The sequence below is a fragment of the Candidatus Poribacteria bacterium genome, assembly GCA_028820845.1.
Classification (GTDB): domain Bacteria; phylum Poribacteria; class WGA-4E; order WGA-4E; family WGA-3G; genus WGA-3G.
In genome coordinates, this window is the sequence record JAPPII010000032.1 from 14,344 (window position 1) to 34,327 (window position 19,984).

At 45.8% G+C, this 19,984-nt stretch carries 15 protein-coding genes, 1 pseudogene and 1 CRISPR repeat array; of the genes and pseudogenes, 13 read left to right on the plus strand and 3 right to left on the minus strand.

Annotation, left to right across the window (positions count from 1 at the left end; translation table 11 throughout):
- Positions 1-38 precede the first annotated feature (38 nt).
- Positions 39-1,316 carry a nickel-dependent lactate racemase gene (gene larA / locus OXN25_07905; GenBank protein MDE0424774.1) on the minus strand — a complete coding sequence of 426 codons (1,278 nt, stop codon included), beginning with the start codon at positions 1,314-1,316 and terminating at the stop codon, positions 39-41.
- A gap of 342 nt (positions 1,317-1,658) precedes the next feature.
- Between larA and OXN25_07910 the strand changes: the two genes are divergently transcribed.
- The gene (locus OXN25_07910; protein MDE0424775.1) at positions 1,659-2,045 is read left to right on the plus strand and encodes a hypothetical protein; all 387 of its coding nucleotides are present in this window, start codon (positions 1,659-1,661) and stop codon (positions 2,043-2,045) included.
- A 20-nt stretch (positions 2,046-2,065) separates the two neighbouring features.
- Here OXN25_07910 and OXN25_07915 read toward each other — a convergent pair whose 3' ends face one another.
- Positions 2,066-3,463 (minus strand): NDP-sugar synthase, encoded by a 1,398-nt coding sequence (locus OXN25_07915; GenBank protein ID MDE0424776.1) that lies wholly within the window; start codon positions 3,461-3,463, stop codon positions 2,066-2,068.
- Positions 3,463-4,176: a dethiobiotin synthase gene (gene bioD, locus OXN25_07920; protein MDE0424777.1), complete on the minus strand. Its 714-nt coding sequence runs from the start codon at positions 4,174-4,176 to the stop codon at positions 3,463-3,465. The genes OXN25_07915 and bioD overlap by 1 nt, the downstream gene beginning before the upstream one ends.
- A 278-nt stretch (positions 4,177-4,454) precedes the next feature.
- Between bioD and OXN25_07925 the strand changes: the two genes are divergently transcribed.
- From OXN25_07925 to OXN25_07980, 12 genes and pseudogenes are all read left to right on the plus strand, one after another.
- The gene (locus OXN25_07925; protein MDE0424778.1) at positions 4,455-5,498 is read left to right on the plus strand and encodes a WYL domain-containing protein; all 1,044 of its coding nucleotides are present in this window, start codon (positions 4,455-4,457) and stop codon (positions 5,496-5,498) included.
- Between the two features lie 263 nt (positions 5,499-5,761).
- A complete protein-coding gene (locus tag OXN25_07930; protein MDE0424779.1) occupies positions 5,762-6,364 on the plus strand; it encodes a DUF3800 domain-containing protein in 603 nt (200 codons plus the stop codon).
- Between the two features lie 404 nt (positions 6,365-6,768).
- A complete protein-coding gene (gene cas3, locus OXN25_07935) occupies positions 6,769-8,835 on the plus strand; it encodes a type I-D CRISPR-associated helicase Cas3' (GenBank protein ID MDE0424780.1) in 2,067 nt (688 codons plus the stop codon).
- Positions 8,836-8,837: 2 nt separating this feature from the next.
- A complete protein-coding gene (gene cas10d / locus OXN25_07940; protein ID MDE0424781.1) occupies positions 8,838-11,861 on the plus strand; it encodes a type I-D CRISPR-associated protein Cas10d/Csc3 in 3,024 nt (1,007 codons plus the stop codon).
- Positions 11,848-12,855 carry a type I-D CRISPR-associated protein Cas7/Csc2 gene (cas7d, locus tag OXN25_07945; protein MDE0424782.1) on the plus strand — a complete coding sequence of 336 codons (1,008 nt, stop codon included), beginning with the start codon at positions 11,848-11,850 and terminating at the stop codon, positions 12,853-12,855. Before cas10d ends, cas7d begins: the two co-directional genes overlap by 14 nt.
- Before the next feature lie 7 nt (positions 12,856-12,862).
- The gene (gene cas5d / locus OXN25_07950) at positions 12,863-13,522 is read left to right on the plus strand and encodes a type I-D CRISPR-associated protein Cas5/Csc1 (GenBank protein MDE0424783.1); all 660 of its coding nucleotides are present in this window, start codon (positions 12,863-12,865) and stop codon (positions 13,520-13,522) included.
- A 12-nt stretch (positions 13,523-13,534) separates the two neighbouring features.
- Entirely contained in the window at positions 13,535-14,365 is an 831-nt protein-coding gene (gene cas6 / locus OXN25_07955) for a CRISPR-associated endoribonuclease Cas6 (protein ID MDE0424784.1), read from the plus strand.
- 12 nt (positions 14,366-14,377) lie between these two features.
- Positions 14,378-16,015 (plus strand): CRISPR-associated endonuclease Cas1, encoded by a 1,638-nt coding sequence (gene cas1, locus OXN25_07960; protein MDE0424785.1) that lies wholly within the window; start codon positions 14,378-14,380, stop codon positions 16,013-16,015.
- 130 nt (positions 16,016-16,145) lie between these two features.
- Positions 16,146-16,418 (plus strand): CRISPR-associated endonuclease Cas2, encoded by a 273-nt coding sequence (cas2, locus tag OXN25_07965; protein ID MDE0424786.1) that lies wholly within the window; start codon positions 16,146-16,148, stop codon positions 16,416-16,418.
- A 209-nt stretch (positions 16,419-16,627) separates the two neighbouring features.
- Positions 16,628-18,309: a CRISPR direct-repeat array (repeat unit 37 nt; unit sequence CTTGAAATCAGAAGAAACTCGATTACGAGATTGAAAC).
- A gap of 335 nt (positions 18,310-18,644) precedes the next feature.
- Positions 18,645-19,190, plus strand: a pseudogene (locus OXN25_07970) (N-6 DNA methylase).
- Positions 19,191-19,272: 82 nt separating this feature from the next.
- Positions 19,273-19,626 carry a type II toxin-antitoxin system RelE/ParE family toxin gene (locus tag OXN25_07975; GenBank protein MDE0424787.1) on the plus strand — a complete coding sequence of 118 codons (354 nt, stop codon included), beginning with the start codon at positions 19,273-19,275 and terminating at the stop codon, positions 19,624-19,626.
- Positions 19,604-19,930: a transcriptional regulator gene (locus tag OXN25_07980; GenBank protein MDE0424788.1), complete on the plus strand. Its 327-nt coding sequence runs from the start codon at positions 19,604-19,606 to the stop codon at positions 19,928-19,930. Before OXN25_07975 ends, OXN25_07980 begins: the two co-directional genes overlap by 23 nt.
- The last annotated feature ends 54 nt before the right edge of the window (positions 19,931-19,984 follow it).

A 19,984-nucleotide genomic window follows, 5' to 3' on the forward strand; every position in this document is an offset into this window, starting at 1 on the left:
GTAGAGACGATCTATTGATTGCTATTTTCTATGGTGTATTAGGAATCTTCCAACTGTGCTAAGACATAGGGACCCTCTGGAATCACGGCAATTTGGGCATCTGCTCCGTAACGGTCTAAGATTTCTTCGATACCCTCTTGGGGGGTCTTCAGCGGATGCACAAATAGTTTGGATCGTTGGTGATACGGAATCCCATCGGTATAGAAATAGATGTCAGCTTTCCTGGCAACTTTTGCCAATTCTTCGAGCTGCCACTGATCAATGACGAAGTTTGCTGGATTGTAAAGTCCCTGCACAAACGCAGTGAGATCGTCGGTCTTAAAAATTAAGTCTGTGAACGGCTTGCTGCCGATCCCTTCACTGCACGCTGCCACAAGCAAGATACTACCGCCCTGTTTGACGACCTCAACAGCCGTCAACAAGCCTTTGATCGCTTGATAGAATGTTGAATCCAGCGGGTAACCCGCACTCGACACGACGACAGCGTCTGCGGAGGCAGGAAGTGTGACCTTCGCCTGTTTTTCGACGAACGCCGCGCCGACAAGATGAGATTTAACCATGTCACCGGCGAAAATGCCTGTGATACTGCGCTGCTTATCAATCGCTACGTTCAGATTAAAGTCAACGCCAGCCATCAGTGCGATTTCTGTCGCTTCTTTGTGGAACGGGTTTCCGTCCAAGATGCCGACAGCCGACTTCGGGTGCTCCATCAGTTCGGGACCGTGCATCACCTTCATCGTTTCAACGGACGCGATGCCTGGGCAGATTGCCTTTCTGCCCCCAGAATAGCCTGCCATTAAGTGCGGTTCAATCAATCCGGTGATGACTTTCAGGTCCGATTCAAGATAGGTTTTATTGATATAAACGGGAGTGCCGTTCTCAGTTTTGCCTAAATACGCCTGCGTTTCTGTCTGCTGCGAGAAGTGGTTGACGATTCGGTAGGTCTCCATAATATCGGAGCCAACCATCGTTTCGAGTTCTTCCGCATTATTTGGACGGTGGATACCAGTGGCGATAAGAATAGTGATTTTTTCGCGGGGGATACCTGACGCTTCAAGTACTTCCAACAGTGGAGGGAGGATCACTTTGTTGGGTACGGGGCGAGTTATGTCGGAGATCACAATACAAGCCGATTCGCGACCTCCGGCTAATTCAGCCAAGGGCGGTGAGGCGATGGGACGCGCGATTGCCTCCCGAACCGCTCCGTTTTCATCCGACAGTGGAACACTTTCTGCAATCTCAAGGATCCCAGCAACATTCTCCTCAGGAATCTCCATCGGTAACGTGCCAGTGCCGTATCTCATTTCCACTTTCATGTTGAAGTTGTCCCTTCAGACTGACTTAAAAACGCCAATGTTAGTGTACTGTTGGGTTGGTATACTATCCCCTTGTACAATTATACCTATTTTTGAAAAAAAAGCAAATTTATTTTATACTATTGTACGCTAAGTTGTTATTTGAGCAAAAAAAACGTCATTTTTTCTTCACATATCGGTATATTTTACGCTATTTTACCTTGTATCTGCTGATTAAGTCAAGTGGAATCGGCAACAATTCCGAATCCATATCCTTGACTTTTTTCAGCAAACGTGTTAAAATTGCTCCATGAAACTTGTGTATCTAACTACTGGAATTCTCAAGACGGAGAAACGAAGAATATGCCACGGATTGAAATTACCACGAAACCGAACGGCGCAGGACGCAATTGGCTGGAAGTCGGCCATTTTGAGACGGATACGCTCGGTCGTAAACAGTGGATTAAAAAGAACGTACCGCATCAGGAATCGAAACTCACTGTAGATAGACAATACTCCGCCCGTGGTGAAACTATCGACTGGATCGTTCTCATTCCTGAGAACTATCCTTTCTCTCTCGCTAAGATTACCTACGATCGGCTGAATCCAAAAGAAATTGAGGTGCTCTGGGACCCTGAGGGGACATCTCAAACCGAGACGAACCGGGAAGAGAAAATCAAACGCGTCTTTGAACTCGCCGCGGGTAACGATGAACTCGTCAACCTGCTCAAGGAGCTCCTTACCCCTTAATCCTGACCGCTAACGGCTGGCTACCATCCGTAACGCTCAGGTCCCCACGGTTTTGTAATCAATTCCTGTTTCGCCATCACTATCGTTTTGCTCGGTACATCGTCGTATAAAATGACCCCCGGTCCAACGACGCTATAAGAACCGATGCGTCTCCCCGGCATAAGAATCGCGTTCACACCCGTCCGGCAATAATCGCCCATATAGGTTGCGTTTGCCCCCGATGGCGGCACCTCGTAACGTCCCTCTACCTGTATTGCGGTATCCTTGTCGTCGAATCGGAGCGTTCCGCATACCGTTGCAGCACCGATGTCCGTGGCGCATCCGAAGACCCCGGACATCTCACAGTAGTGATAGAGATAAACCTTATCGAACAAGACCCCCGCCATCTCGGCACCGTGCCCAATAATACACCGATTTCCGATGGTGCTGCTACCGACATCGCAATAATCGCTAATCCTACACTGATCTCCGACGAAGATGTTTCCGTGTAAGATTGCCCCGTTTGTAATGTTGTTGTTCGCGCCTGCAATGAGTGTGCCGTTGACAACGACGCGCGGACCAATCACAGAGTTTTTTCCTAAAACGACGTGTCCATTGATGTCCGCCGCATCGGAAATCGACGCGCCGGGAGCGATCTGATCTGCCGTGACCTGTTTCGCCAGATAGTCAACCATCCGCGTGTTTGCTTCCAGCACGTGCCACGGTTTATCGACATCGACGCAGAACTCGTTGGTCTGAATTGCCAGCACCGCTCTGCCGTCGTCAATCATAAGTTGTAGGGATTGGGCGATTTCGGATTCAGGCGGCGGCATCCCACCGACTGGGACCCTTGTGACTATTCCTGGATTCCTTAAGAGATAAGAAGTCGCGCTACTCCGAAAAGCGTACACGCCGCAGAGCCGATGTGAACCCCCGCGTGGGTGTCCTTCGATACCGGTCAGTTTTGAGAGGTTTTGGTCTTCGGTACCCCCGGTATCAATGCCAGCACAGAGCCAATCGCTTGCGTCTTCGCTACCGAGGGGTTGTACCAATGCTGCAGCTGCTACGTCGTGGGCGCAAAAGTCGCTAATTACAGTGCGTAGGTTTTCAGAAGTGGTTACAATATCGCCGTAAACGACGAGGAAAGGTTCATTTTCGAGGTGTTCTGAGGCGGTTAACACTGCGTTTGCAGTGCCGTCGAGGGGGTGTTGTGTAACAAAAACGACGTTTGGTATATCGGCAACGGCACCCCGTACCTGTTGTGCGTGATGCCCGACGACAACGATAATGCGTTCACACCCGACTTCGACCAAATTCTCTACAACTCGACGCACGATCGGTTTGTTGGCGACGGGGATCGTACATTTCTGTCGAAATTCCCCGTAGGGCCATACCTTACGTCCTAATCCTGCGGCGAGCACAATTGCGGTATGTATCATCAAAGTATTCCTAATTTCCGCCATGCGATATGCTGGTTCATGAATTCTGCTAAAAACGTTAAATCTGGATAAGCCGTCCCTAACTTCTTTTCATAAGGGACGACCCCTATCACTGGCACATCCGTCAACCGTTCAATTTCCAACGGGTTTGTCGCTTCAGCGAGTCCCGCGATCTCTGGACGCAAGCCGTTGAGGACGATCCCAGCAATTTGGATGTTGAACTGCCTCGCGAACCCGACAGTCAGGAGTGTATGATTCAGGGTGCCCAATCCGACCTGCGCGACGATGAGTATCGGCAATTGCAGTGTATTGATGAGATGTGCCACAAGGAAGTCGTCCAGAATCGGCACTGCGATCCCTCCGACCCCTTCCACGATGAGAAAGTTGTATTTCCGTTGAAGTGCTGCGAAAGCCGACTCGATGTCTGAGAGATTGATTTCTTTCTCTTCGATCCGCGCTGCCACGGACGGTGCCAACGGATGTCGGAGGAAGATAGGGTTGATTGCGGAAAGTTCGTCATCAATCTGAGCGGCGTGTTTGAGGAACTGAGCATCAGCGGTATCGCCTGTGCTGATGGGCTTCATCACGCCGACGTTTGTCCCGGCTTCTTTGAGGGATGCAGCGAACCCACCCGCGATAACGGTTTTCCCGATTTCTGTTCCTGTACCTGTAACGAAGATGCCTTGTGTCATACTGTGTTCGATTATACGCAAAAAAGCATTTTTCGTCAAGTGATTAGCGGTCAGCAGTCAGGATCGTTTAGTTTTACATATTTACTTTATTTTTGTGAATATTTTCTTCTGTAGGAGCGAGCTGTGCTCGCGATCCCTACGCGGAAATGCATAAAAAAACTGACAATTGAATGGTTCTGAACAGCTCTAAGGGAATGTTGCGTTCAGGGTTCTTTTTCTGTTATACTTGATACAATCATAACTAATTCTTGTTTCTCTTGGGTCGGGACAGTTCTTACAGCTATTTATAAGGGGGCAGTATGGGCTATAGTGATGGTAGGAAACAGCTACGGCGTATCTTGAGCCTAATCGATCGTCTCGAAAAAACAACACGTGGTATTAAGGTACGAGAGTTAGCAAGACTCTATGACGTTGATATGACGCGTATCTATGAGGATCTGAAAGTTATCGGAGATTTCTACGAACTGAAAAAGGATAGGGGTTCCTATTGGATTGAGGCAACCCGTCCACTGCGCTGGCCCCGTATCGACTCGGAAGAAGCACAGGTTCTGGAATTAGTGATTACGGCTTCGCCGCTTGCAAAAGAACAGCGTTTTGAGGCATCTCTCAAAAGGGTTTTGGAAAAACTTGACACGTCCCTTGCTGAACACATCCAATCAAAATTAGAGAAGGATGGTCCCGCGCAACTTGAGCGTGTCAACAACAGCGATGTGGTTAAGGAGCCTCTCCATCTCTCTGAGAATGTAGAGCCCTATGGGCGTGATAGTGATAATGACGTTGAGGAACATTTTCGTGTTTTGGAGGAGGCACTTTACGAACAAAAGGCGGTTCGGGCGGCGTATCGACCGGGTGGCAAAATGGAGTCTGTGAGACATGTCCTTCATCCGTACGCCATCTTTTTCCGGAGATCGGATTGGTATCTTGAGGCACGTTCCAATTTATCCGAGAACACATCGCTGACTTTCAAAATCCTGCGTTTCCAAAGCGTGACGCTAACAGATGAAACCTTTGAAATGCCTGCGGACTTTTCATTGTCCGAGGATTTGGCTTCTCGATGGGAACTCTTTAGCGGGGAACCGCTCAGCGTAACGCTCAAGATTGCCGCGCACAAGGCGTATCTCGTTACGGAAAAGGAACGCCATCGGTCGCAAGAGATTATAGAACGATGTTCAGATGGATCGGTGATTGTCCGTTATGAGGTGCCGAAAGAGGAATTTACGTTTTGGGTGTTGAGTCTTGGGGATGCAGTAGAAGTACTTGAACCACCCGAATTTCGATCAGAATTTCAGGAGATTGTGCGTAGGATGCATAATGTCTATTCTGGAAATTTGGAAGGGGTGTAGAAGTTTTTGCGTTTTTTATTGACCAGCCCGATAAAATAGTGTATAGTAAGTATTGGAGTGTTGGCGAGAAGTATCTCGATTACGAGATTGAAAAATTGGAATTTTTGTATGCCACATTCCAACATTTTAAGCATTTTAAGATGGCGATAAGAAGTGTCTCGATTACGAGATAAAAAAATTTGCAATACGGATAAGAATGTGCTATCATTAATTTTTAGTAGTTATTGGAATTTTAAGTATGACACATAAAACAGGCAAAAGGAATGTTGAGAAAACTTGGATCAATAGAAGTGAAACGAATCGATCTCTGGGTCGATGAGTCTGGGCAAGACACAAGAGGTAAATTGTTCATTGTCGCGGGGGCAGTAGTGGCTGCAGAAAATAGAGATGAGGCACGCCAATTCTATGCCTCCCTAGAAAAAATCTCGGGCAAAGGCAAGGTCAAATGGGCAGCTGCAGACAAAAATAAGCGTTTAACTTACCTACATACCGCAATCCAAGAAGCCGCTGCTCTTGATGTCACGCTCTTCTACAGCGAATTCCATCAAACAACGGATTATGACGGCGCAACAGTTGAAGGTATTGCAAGAATAGTCCATAAACTACACCGTTCCGCTTCTCGCATATACGTCCATGTTGATGGACTCACCGAATCTAAATGCAGCGATTACAGGGTTCGCTTGCGAAGGTTAGGGTGTCGTCGTGTTAGAGATGTGAGGGGAATTAGAAAAAGACAAAACGAGCCGCTCATAAGATTAGCAGATGCTCTAGCCGGGGGTATAGGAGCATCGCGAAAACATCAGAATAGCCAACTTGCTGGCCTTCTTTCACAAGCTGAGAAAGACGGAATTCTTGTTAAACTTTAAAACAGAAAACCACCCTCGTCAGAGAGTGGACAACCTATTCTCCCGGCCGGCCGGGGGACAGCTCAACCTACGTAATAGTTTTCGGCTGTGATTTTACTTCTGAGATTGGGCAAAAAACCACCTTGGTGAGAAGGTGGGCAACCTATCCTACTGACCGGTCAGCAGGCAGCTCAGCCTACGCAAAGTTTTCGGCTGCTACTTTACTTCTGCGAATGAACTACATGATAATAGTATAACCTTTTTTAGAAAAAAAGTCAAGGAATTCTTATAATTTCTAATTTTTTTTGAAAAAAATGCTGAATTTTCAAATTTTTAAGTCGATTTTTTTACTTTTGCGTAAAACGCAAATTTTATATGGTATCATTAAAGCATAGTAATAGACTCTAAGTTTGTAGGAAAATAGAATGAACCCTATTAAAGTTTTACCTGTCTACTCTAAACTCTCTCAATCTGAACCAAGCGCGGACATACCAACAGGACTTTCTTTGCGAGAACACCAAGTTAAAACTTTTGATGCAATTCGAGATCCTGACGTTGATGTTGTCTTCAACACGGCAGTGACTGGTGATGGAAAGAGTCTTGCAGCGTATCTTCCCGCATTAGTTGACAATCACCGCGTTTTGGCAATGTATCCAACGAATGAGTTAATCCGTGACCAGCGTGATCAGATAGAAACTTATTGTGGTTTGTTCAGTAGCAATATTACACCAGAGTGCATGTACAGTGAGCACCTATATGATCTCCGCGCGGAATTGGAGTTAGGCAGCCAAGCGGGCGCGATAGAGTTTTTGGCAGAAGGACATGAAGTTTTACTCACAAACCCGGATATTTTCAACCTGATTGCCAACTTCAAATACATGAGCGAGCACCAAAACCCTGATCGGCTACTGCAGACTATCTTGAATTGTTACGATGTATTTCTGTTTGACGAATTTCATATCTATGACGTTTCACAGGTGATTTCTGTGTTAACTGCGATGTTGTACATCATTGAACAAACACGAGGGACGCGCGACCGGAAGAAATTTGTCTTTCTTTCTGCTACGCCAAACCCTCTGCTGTTAGAGTGTTTGAAGCAATCCGGGCTTCGGTATAAAATTATTGAAGGGGACTATCGTTTTGAAAATGCCGACGAACAGCGTTGGAGTCAGATTTGCAAACCTTTTACCCTTCACTTTCATGGAATTGGGCGGCAGACCGAGGCATGGATTCAGAGCCATTATGAGGAAATAGCGAACTGGTTTTCAGAAAATCCTGGGTCGCGCGGGGCAATCATTGTTGATTCAGTCGCATCGGCGAAACGTATTGTAGCATTTCTCACGGAACGTCACGATGCAAAAGAGTTTCCAAGTGTTGGGGAAATCACAGGCTTAACCGGAAAATTGGACAGAAAATCAGCACGGGAAAAAGATCTACTTGTCGGAACATCAACGGTTGATGTCGGCGTTGATTTCAAGATCAACTACCTCATTTTTGAAGCACTTAACGCGGGCTCATGGGTTCAACGTCTTGGGCGTCTTGGGAGGCACAAAGGGTATAAACAAGATGATGGTACGAAGATTAACTTTACCAGTTTTGTGGCACACTCCTTGCTCCCGAAGTATGTAGCCGAACGGATAGAAGCAGCTGATATTCCTGAAGAGGTCAACAAAATTTCGTTGATAGATTCCATGCGAAACGAAGAAAAAGATAAACGTATTTTCTCACCAACCAACGATTTTCGGAACTATCAACGCTCATGGGGTTGGCTACATCCTGCCCACGTCATTAATATATTGGGACACCCGCGGTTGCGTGATAATTACGCGTCGCTACGCGAACAACTAACAGAAACCTACAACAACGTCTTCAAGCTGAACATCGGTGAGCGAGTAAAGTGGTATTATAAAATCACGCAAGAGCGACCTGAAATCATTGAAAACGTTGTAACTCACTTTCGCGGTGAAACGCCCTTCACGTGTGGTATCCTTGATCAAAATGATGGTGAAATTAAAACCTATGATTTGCTATGGATTCTCAGGAATGCTGAGACTGAATGGATAAATAAGCACGATTTCATGGAAATCGCTCAAGCACGAGATATTCAACCTCATCGGTATAAGTATGTTGATGTCTATCTACGGTTGCTAAAGTATCGTCCTGAACCTGAACGACTGCGGCTACGCTCCAATAAGGCAATTTTCAGCAGATTTAGTGAAGACGCATATTGCAAAGTAAAAGTGCGTCAAGGCTTTCAGATTGATGGCAATTTCCAAGGCATTAACAAAATAAACCGTTTACTCAAGCGTAAAAAACTTTTGTGTCTGATCCGTAAAGAGTCAGTAGATAAATTGAGAGCCTATTTACGCCTACCACCACTTTTTGGCATTTCTCGCTTAATTGACTCCGAAGGGAATCCACTGAGTGTTATCTTTTTTAAAGACGCGCTCTTGTTACAATCGTTGCCCTACATTTGGGCAGGGGAGGAATAATAATGGCTGAGCAACTTGAAATGTTTGATCAGTTAGATAACAACCAAGATAACAGCGAAGTGACACCTACACCTACGCAACTTGATCAGTTGGTTGATTTAACGGATGACGGAATTGAAGTCGAAGAGGAATCCGCTTATATTGCGCTGCTGAAAGGATCAGTTCCCGCTAATGATCATGTTTTGCAAGATTACGTTGAGATCGTAGGACCCCGAATGCAGAGAGAATACACGCTGCGATCGGCAAAAGGGAGTTCCGTTGAAAAATACGCGCTCAATGACGACCAAAGTATGCTGGCGCATATCCTGAACGGAGTTTTTCCAACCTTGCAGATTATGAGGGAATCTGAAGCGGATTTGAGCGATATTGAGAAACATCTCTATCTCATTGCTTATACACTTCATGACTTGGACAAGTTGGTAAATGTCCGAAAATTAAGTGTTGCTAATGCTAACGAGAAACGCGAATTTTATGGCTATCTGGATGAATGGGTAGAGCGGTTACACTTTGATAATTTTTGTCCAGAATATAATACTTACCGTGAGGACATTGGCTATTTAATCCTGAATACGCAAGTAAAATATGGTGCAGATCTCAACCCACAAAATTTTGATCGCCAACTTTCAGGGAACCGCTATGAGTTTTTGAAAAGGATGTGCCGGTTTTCCGATCTCATCGCTTATTTTATGAAAAATCCCGCAAGTTTTTTAGAGAGACGGGACATTTCGGAATCGCTTACTCATTTAAGTCGTGGAAAACTTGTGTTTGCGTATCACAAAGTTTCCGAGAATCGAGGGATGCTGACTAATGTCATTAACAATGCTGTGCTTGCGGAGATGCGAGACAATTTTGGGTGGAAACCGTTCTTATTTTTTCCTACTGGTGTGACATATCTGCGATCTCGGAATTTGGATGACAAAGCACTCCCAACAGGAGATGATATTGCTGAGATTGTTGTAGAGAAGCTCAAGACATACTGTACCTCCCGGCTTCGACAGAATCTAAACGGATTTACACGCGGCGGGAAAGGTTTCAAATATGCAGATTATTATGATGCCTTCTTTCAACCGGACGAAATGTTGGAATTAATCCAAAAAGGCTGCTTTAAGATTCTCCGACAGGATAAAGCACCTTCGGCAGGGAAACGATTGGCAAAGCTCCAGCAGCTTCAAACGGATGGTAAAATTCCTGAGGATATTTCACTGGATTTTGAAGACGATCTCCGCGTAGATCAGTTGGCGGAGTATCTCGTTGAGGTGGAGAAGCTGCTTGGCAAATTCGCGTCGCGGGAAGCTGTGGCCAACGAAATTCTTTCTTATTTAGGAGTGAATAACTTGCAAGAAGCCTTTGCATCTATCCCAAGTCAGGGGGGGGTGCCGTTGCCCTGGTATTTCGTCGCTGGTAAGTACCTCTTGCAAAATCGCGGCAAAGATGAAAATGACATGAGGGCTTTGTTTGAGGAAATAGCTAAGCATGTTACTAAGGTGTTTGCTGAAACTATCCAGAATCAGCCACAATCGGATAGCTTTACTACGCTGCGGGACTATGTTAAACAAACGGTTGATATTAACGGGCATCAAGGCATCCACCAAGACTTCCAGACTGAGCTCACTCGGTACACCAATACAAAAAAAGTTGGGAGGGGTTCAGATAAAGGATGTTCTCTCTGTTCATCGGTTTTTCAAACACAGGAATCTAGCGAAACAGACGTGATTTTTGCACCGCAAGTTTTTAGTCATAAAAGTCCGATTAATTCTGGTCGAGTTAGGAGAGGTATTTGCCAACTGTGCAAGTTGGAAATGATGCTTCGTCAAATTCTGATTCGATCACGATGGAATCTTATTGGCGCGGGGTATGAGAGTGTCAAAATTAAGTGGCTCTATTTTTATCCAAGTTATTTCTTTACGTCAGAAACATCTAAGGTTATCGGTAAGGCTTATCAAAACCTGAAATCCTTGAATTTTTTTGATGTGCGGCGAAAACTTCACAAGGGTAGTGCTGCAACTGATTTAGTAGAACTTGATGAATTTATCATTGACACTGAAATCCCTGAAACTGAGAAGGAAAATTTGTTCAAAATGGATTTTAGTGAAAATGATTTGGCAACATTCTATTTCTGCGGTATTCCAACCCTTGGCACGCGACCAACCGATACAGAATCTTGGGCAATGCCCACGTTCCTGGGACTTCTCTCAACACTCGCTTTTAATGCTAAAGTTGTTGTGACGGAGTCGCAAGTGCCACTTTACCACAGTGCGGAGGATTTTAAAGAGACGGTGGTTCTCAATGCTCCACATTCTTTTGTTACACACGTTTTGAAAAAAGATAGACTCCGTATTGATGAGATAGAGACGGGTTTAGAAAAGCTCGCAGCTACCTACGACATTAACATTGATGCTTTTCGCGACGGAGCTAAACCGCAGTGGCAACATCTCAATGGTGTCGCTGGGAATATAGAGAGTGATCCACTCTATGTGTTCCACTATCTTGATGTACTTCGCCGAAAAAATAAGTGGGATAGTTTTCCGAAACCCAGAGACGGAGATATATTCATTCCGGAACGCTATTTGCAATTCTATGAAACCCTTGGAGGTGACAAAATGAGTCTAATTGAAGGCATTGCCGAGAGATGCTTCAATTTCTATGGACCCGATTCTTTTAACGCCAACAGCATATTGAAAGTAATCGCTTTAGTGGAGGATGTCATCATTAACAGTGATCCTACAATTGACCCAATTGACCTAAAATGGGAAGCACGCGGTGAGGTTCACAATCTAATGCAACGCGTTAGAAGTAGTCGGGCACAAGGCTTCGCCCGTTTGCTCCAACGAGAGGAGTCTGCGGCTATTGAAGCATTGATCAATTACTTCTATGACCAAGTATTTATGGATGATTACAAAGGGCAGCGGGCAATTCTGCGCGCCCGCCGGAACCGTCTTAATGCTGGTATCAACGCTTGGTATCAGGCGAACTGGCAACAATTCCGAAAAGAAAAAAATGAGGAGGCAACTGATGTCAATAATTGAAATTCCCCAAACGCTTGTTCCTGAAACCTATTTCTTGGATACGATTCCCAAGGCACCCGAGGGGCGATACGCACACATTATCTTGGTTCGGGAGACCGAATCCTATCCAGTCTTTCAAACCGATGGAACTCTAAACATCGCCAACGTTAAAAGCGGTTTGCAACAAACAGAACTATTGATCCGACTCGCAATGTTTAAACGTAAGCAAACCTCTCCAGAGCGTTTGACTGGACGTGAACTCCTGCGACGGACCGGTATCACACAGAATCAGAATGATAAAGCAGACAGGTACTGCGACTACAATGAGCACTTCTGTCAGAGCTGTCCAGATTGTGTCTACTATGGGTTTGCTATCGGGAACGCTGGTGCTGAAAAGTCAAAGGTTTATGTGGATACTGCTTACTCTATCAGTGGTTATGATGAATCGCATCAACAGTTCTCATTTAACGCCCTATTTGAGAAGGGAAACATGAGCCAAAAGGGCACAGTCAGATCCAGTTTTGGGGAACAGGATCACATTGTCCCGCAGGTCTACTTTCCTTCTGTAATTACTATTAAGGACGTGACATCCAATAGTTTCGCGTATGTGCTTAACAATCTGCTGCGGACAAAACGATACGGTGCACAGACGACGCGAACAGGTAGGCTTGCCAATCATGTTGTTGGTATTGTATTTGCTGATGGAGAAATCTTTTCCAATCTTAAGCTGACTCAGGCAATCTATGACAGGCTTTCCGATTCTGAACAGTTGGAAAATACCCCGTTGAATCAAGCCGAAGTTATCAAAAATACCGAAATGGCGATACCACAACTTCTCACTGAAGACGGAGTCATCTTTCATCATGTCCACGGCAGTGATCTTGGTGAATTAATGAATTGTGTGACTGCTGTAACTACTGATGCTGACAAACTTAGGACATTCCTTGAAGAAACAGACGCGGAGACTACTGAGTATTCAGAACGTGTTATCCAAAGTGAGAAAAAGAAGAAGTAAGGAGTTACTGATGCACGTCGCAAAGTGCCAACTTATTTTGCATGACTCGCTCTATTATGCAACTCGTGAAATGGGCCGGCTCTATGAAACAGAAAAAGTCATTCACAATTGGGCACTAACTTATGCACTTGGATTCATCCAAAGACCTTACTATTGTGCCGATAGTGTTCCTACGTATCAAGATGACCTCCAACCGATTAACAAGGCAGGCGTTTACGTTACGCCTGCCAAACCTATTCGTTGTGATTATGTAATTAACACTTTTAAGTTCGCGGATAACCGACATCGTGCTTTCTCAACCCCGAATCGCACCAACAAACCCTCCTATGGAAAGGCGAAGGAACTCGCGCCTGAGAGCAAGTTTGAGTTTTTCATCATCGGTGAATTAGAAAAAAAACTCCCTAAGTGGATACGATTAGGTTTGTGGATGAGCAAGGCGCGGATAGAGATCAAAGCTGTGGAATCTCATTTAACACCGAAGCGCGGCACGTTTACCTGTCGACATCTTTTGAATCCAATCGACCTCCCTATTTTGCCGGAGTTGTACGATCTCATTTCAATGCCACCAGTGAGTTTGCTGCAAAACGCACGATTTAGCGGCGAATATGTGGAATTTGGTGATGTTTGTTTGCCAGCATCCATGGCTTACTTTGCTGGTGCATCATAAGGAGACCCACCCATGCCAATCAGCACACTCATATCGCTCATACCCGAAACCGACGTAACACTCCGACCCACCATGGGACACCATGCCCACGCAGCCTTCCTCTCTATCCTCAAAAAGAGCAACCCGGAAGTCGCAGCGGCGGTTCATGCCCACGCAGCACAAAAACCCTTTACCGTCTCGCCACTCATCGCGAAGATGGAGAAGCGCGGGAATCTCTGTCACATCAAAGCAGGCACAGCGTGCAAACTCCGATTCACCTTCCTTGATGACGAATTATTTCAACACTTCGGAAAAGCATTCTTGACGCTCGCGATGCCACCTATCCGTTTGGGAGAGGCAGCGTTTCAGGTCAGACAGATGGTCTCGCACGCTACCGAGGAACGCAGTTGGAGCAAGAACGAAACCTACGCCGAACTCATCCAATCCGCAACAACGGATACCCAGATGTGCTTCCGATTCTATTCACCGACTGCCTTCCGTAGAATGACACCGCGCGGACGGAAAACCCGTAGCGACGCGTATCTTGATCTCGTGCGATGCTATCAGAGCTGGATTAACAAGTGGAATGCCTTCGCTCCCATAAAACTTGACAAAGCCAAAATCCTCGAATTCGTTGCGGAGTATGGGCAGGTGATGACCGTGAGATCGGCATCGAAGCGACTCAACTTCGGGAAACACGCTGAGACCGGATGGGTGGGGACCTGCTCTTGTGTTTTCTATCCCGAAGATGCACTTGACACCGAGCTGCTCCGAACTGTTAACTGCTTAGCAGCCTTTGCATTCTATTGTGGCACGGGCTATAAGACAACAATGGGGATGGGACAGACGCGAAGGGTTGATTAAAGGAGATTTCAGATGTCAGAAACCTATATTCCACTTTCGCAGATAAATACTTATGTTTTTTGTCCGCGACGGTTCTACTACGAATCTATTGAAGGACATCAGGTTGTCAACGATCACGTTGAAGAGGGCAAAATCAAGCATGAACATGTCCACACAGCCGTGAAAGATCGGAAAAAAGGAGATAAGACTGTATCCCGACGGCAGTACCTCGCTTCCGATACACTTGGTGTATCAGGTTACACCGATCTGGTAGAGGAGAAAGACGGTATTCCGTATCCAGTCGAATTCAAAAAAGCAGGCACGGGCAATTGGCTTAACGATCAGGTGCAACTCTGTTTGCAGGGACTGGTGTTAGAAGAAAAGACCGGTGTTTCAATCCCACACGGCTATATCTTCTATATCGGTTCTAAGCGGCGACGGAAGGTTCCGTTTGACAAGGAACTCCGCGAAACAACACTGCGGTACGTCGCGGAAGCACGGGGATTGCTTGATTCCAGAGAGATTCCGAAGCCTGTCCACGATAACCGGTGCAACGGGTGCAGCGTTCGCCCGATCTGTCTACCCGATGAGGTCGCTTATCTTCACGAATTGGATGAACGACCGAAACGGATAAAGCCCGCACTCGGCATTGATAATGTGCTGTATGTTGACGAACAAGGCTGTGCTATCAAAAAGACAGGGGAACGTCTGCTCGTCGTCAAAGAGGATGATGTGTTGCGCGATATTCCGCTCATTCATCTTGGACAGGTGGTTATCTCTGGCAACGTCACCCTCACCACGCCTGCGATGCAAACGCTTTTGCACGAAGGTATTCCTGTTGTGTTTCTCTCTGCATACGGACGGTACCACGGGGCTTTGACACCGCAGGTGTCCCGAAATTCACTTTTGCGGCATGCACAGCATAAAGTCGCGGATAATCCAGACGCATGCCTTGCGCTTTCAAAGGCATTTGTGCAGGGAAAAGTGGCGAACATGCGGACGATGCTCCAACGCCGAAAATGGCAGGCTCCGGACAGTACAGACGCTGCATTGGAACCTTTACTTGCTAATATTAAAGCGATGAAAGCAATGGAAAAACGCATTGACACCACAACTGAACTTCCAGAATTACTGGGCGTAGAGGGAAACGCCTCTGCTATATACTTCGGGTCTTTTGGTTTTATGCTCAAGTCGGAGGTGGGGTTTGATTTTCAACGCCGAAGCCGTCGGCCACCCGCAGACGCGACAAACGCCCTGCTGAGTTTCGCCTATTCGTTACTGACAGCGGATCTCATGGCTGCGATTCAGACAGTTGGGCTTGATCCATACATCGGTTTCTTCCACCAAATTAAGTATGGGAAACCCTGCCTTGCCCTTGATTTGATGGAGGAATTTCGATCGGTTATTGCCGACTCCGTTGTGATTACGTTAATCAACAATCGGCGTATTAAGCCGGAGGATTTCACGCAATCCCACGGTGGATGGTATCTCAAGGAACGTTCTCGAAAGGTATTCTACGCGGCGTACGAGACACGGAAAAATGAGACTATCACACACCCTGTGTTTAAGTATAAACTCACATTTCGGCGTGCGATGGAATTACAGGTGCGTTTGCTGGCGAAGTATCTAACGGGAGAGATTGATCAATACGCACCACTGACAATTCGCTAACTCCAAAACCCACGAATGAGCAGAAAAAAGAATGGAAGCATGGAGGGATGGAGGTGCCTTCGTCCTTCTGTCCTTCCAATCTTCCAATCCATACAGGCTTCAGCGGAAAAAATTGAATGAGGAGTCACTGATGCATTACACAGTCGCTTATGACATCGCCGATGACAAGCGTCGGAACAGCGTTGCTAAAATTCTCAAAGACTTTGGGACTCGCATCCAGTATAGTGTTTTTGAATGTAATACGGATCGGCGCGCACTCTTACGCCTGCAAAGCCGATTGGAGAAGGTCATTGATTTTAAAGAGGACTCAATCACCTTTTATCATCTCTGCGCGGCGTGTGAAAAACAGATTGACCGGATAGGTTTAAAAAAAGGACTTGACAAGCAGTCTTATATTGTGTAAAATTGAAAGGTAGATATGCGTGTTATGAATTCTGTGAGCGATAGGAAACCAAAAAACCCTTACCGCTCACGGAGAGGCGGGAACCCTTATGACCTGTGCTTTGCACTTTCCTTGGTATCTCGATTATGAGATTGGAACAAGGCAAAATACCTCGCTCACAGAAATACCTATAGTTAAGGCAGGCACGGTAAGGCTTCAAACGAGGCGGACTTGAAATCAGAAGAAACTCGATTACGAGATTGAAACTCGAGAAACGCAATCAGTACCCGATACCGCGCCGGTGCTTGAAATCAGAAGAAACTCGATTACGAGATTGAAACCGTCTCGAACATTCCGCGTTCGGCGTTGGAAAACGTCACTTGAAATCAGAAGAAACTCGATTACGAGATTGAAACCTTTGTGTCTGGATGGACAAAGTGAAGTTGTCGCTTCACTTGAAATCAGAAGAAACTCGATTACGAGATTGAAACCGACATGCTACCCCTCGAACATACCCGCAATATTCATCTTGAAATCAGAAGAAACTCGATTACGAGATTGAAACGATCGGTATCTCGGTCGACGAGGCGCATCGCATGAAGCCTTGAAATCAGAAGAAACTCGATTACGAGATTGAAACTTGACGGACAAGGTCTTTGTCGAGTCTGGGCTGGCAGCGGTCTTGAAATCAGAAGAAACTCGATTACGAGATTGAAACACTTTGTTTTTCATGTGGCACGCAAAAACGTACTGAACTTGAAATCAGAAGAAACTCGATTACGAGATTGAAACTTTGATAAGATGCTCGCCTCGCTCTCGGATGGGCTGGCTTGAAATCAGAAGAAACTCGATTACGAGATTGAAACACGAATTACGCCTTCAGTAAGTTCGTCAAGGTTCTGGCTTGAAATCAGAAGAAACTCGATTACGAGATTGAAACATGGAGGTAAAAGAAACTATCGGCATCAGCTTCCTTCCTTGAAATCAGAAGAAACTCGATTACGAGATTGAAACGCATGAAACCGACGCGGTCATCATTTGTAAAGGTTTCTTGAAATCAGAAGAAACTCGATTACGAGATTGAAACCGTTGGTAAAGGCATTACTGACGCATTTTAATGTCGCCTTGAAATCAGAAGAAACTCGATTACGAGATTGAAACAGTGATACTGGGGACACCCGAACGCTCGGGGGAAGCCTTGAAATCAGAAGAAACTCGATTACGAGATTGAAACCTGCCGGTGTGTTCGGGAGGCTACTCAAGTCGGGCATCTCTTGAAATCAGAAGAAACTCGATTACGAGATTGAAACCTGTGGGCATGGCGGGGGCTTGGGGTGCTTGTACGCCTCTTGAAATCAGAAGAAACTCGATTACGAGATTGAAACCGAGACTCCGGCATCGGTATGATTTACGCTCCGCTCGCCTTGAAATCAGAAGAAACTCGATTACGAGATTGAAACTTGACGATGATGAGATGATATTAAAAGCAAAAGCGCACCCGCAGAGCTTGAAATCAGAAGAAACTCGATTACGAGATTGAAACGTACATTGACTGTACCTCCAGTGCCACAATGTTAACTTGAAATCAGAAGAAACTCGATTACGAGATTGAAACGTTCTTTGTTGGCATCCTGTACCACGCGTTTTTGCCTTGAAATCAGAAGAAACTCGATTACGAGATTGAAACCTGCGCTTTCGACCCTTTTGAGAACGGGTTGCCCCACACTTGAAATCAGAAGAAACTCGATTACGAGATTGAAACGGCACCGATTCCCTATACACACCAATTCGCGCATATTGACTTGAAATCAGAAGAAACTCGATTACGAGATTGAAACTCCGCTCGGTCTATCGAGGCGGGTGGCACGGTAATTGCTTGAAATCAGAAGTATCTCGATTACGAGATTGAAACTTCGTTCTACTCATACAAAACTTTGGATAATTTTTTAATATCCTACACATTTCGCCCCGCTTGGGCTTAGGTTTTGGGGAAGGACGGTGTTCTATAGACATTTCGTCCCGCTGGGGCTGACCCTTGGCACATCCCAGTTTATTTTTCTGGGAGTTGGGTCTATATGGGAAACTTTCAGAAAAATCAAAAGCACTTTGTATGATCATTATGCCCGTACAGATATTGTCCAAACTTTAGTACTCATACGGGTCATTATTAAATCCTTCCTCTTGAAATCAAAAGTATCTCGATTGCGAGATTGAAACTGACCCTTTGAAGCACAAAACGAATACGGCGACATTGCCCTCCCTTTCCTCGTCCTACGCCGATTCGACTGCATCTTAGATGAGGACGGACAAAAAGAAAAAGCCATCAATACCTATAATCAGTTTAAGGACAAAGTGTCCAAAAACGGACTACCATCGATTATCCTGAGTGCGACAAACACCAGTTTCTATAACATCTCCCAGTACGACCTCTCTCGCCTGAAAGCCGACCCGAACAACATCCGACACGGCTCCAGTCTTTCCGACGACCAATTTCAAGGGCAACGTTTTGATTATATGATTACAAATCCGCCCTTCGGCGTGAATTGGAAGTCTGATGCAGATGCTGTGAAAGCGGAAGCACAGACCGCCACAGGTAGATTCTCCGCCGGTACGCCTCGCGCCTCGGATGGAGCATTGCTGTTTTTGCAACATATACTCTCTAAGATGGAGGACCGCGGGAGTCGGGTTGGCATCGTCTTTAACGGGTCACCGCCGGTATTTCTACCAGTACACGCCGCTCCGGTCACTGCAAGAAATTACGGACGAATTGTTGGCACTGGAGCGGAAAAGTGAAGGCTTGTTGAATGAAGTTTTGGCGTTGTGAGAGATTAAGGTGTCATTTGACAAGGCACGGCAGATGTATTATACTTAAAACATGCAAATCGTTGCCAGAGAGGTCCGGAACTATATCACACCAGAGGGACGTAACCCTTTCCGCGAGTGGTTGACACAACTACGGGATAAACGAGCACGTGCAAACGTTCAGAGACGAATTGCACGCCTACAAGAGGGAAACTTTGGTGATTGTAGAAGGTTGAACAGAGATTTATATGAACTGAGGATTAATTACGGCCCGGGATATCGGGTCTATTTTGGTATTTTTACTTCTCGTATCGTTATTCTGCTTTGTGGTGGACAGAAAAGGACGCAACAACGGGATATCGTAAGAGCTCAAAACTATTGGAATGAAATAAGGAGTAGGGACAATGAACACGGAAACTCTACTTGAGCGGACTACCAGTTTTAGAGATGATCTTTTAAAAGACCTTGCGGATACGGAGTTTGCGATGTATTATTTGGAGGCAGCCTTAGCGGACTATAAAGCAGATGGGAATACAGAAGCACTCTGGATGGCATTGCGTGATGTTGTAGAAGCACAAGGTGGAATTGGTAAGCTCGCCCAACGAACGCAGGCTAATCCCCAGCATCTTAAGAATATATTTGCCTCTAAACAGAAACCTCACTTGGATAATTTGCAAAGCATTCTCTCAGGCTTGGGGTTTCAGATTCGATTGGATTTCGCTGAAAACTAACGACAATCAGTGCATGAAGTTTTAATGGAACGCCTTTCTGATCCAGAAGATGTT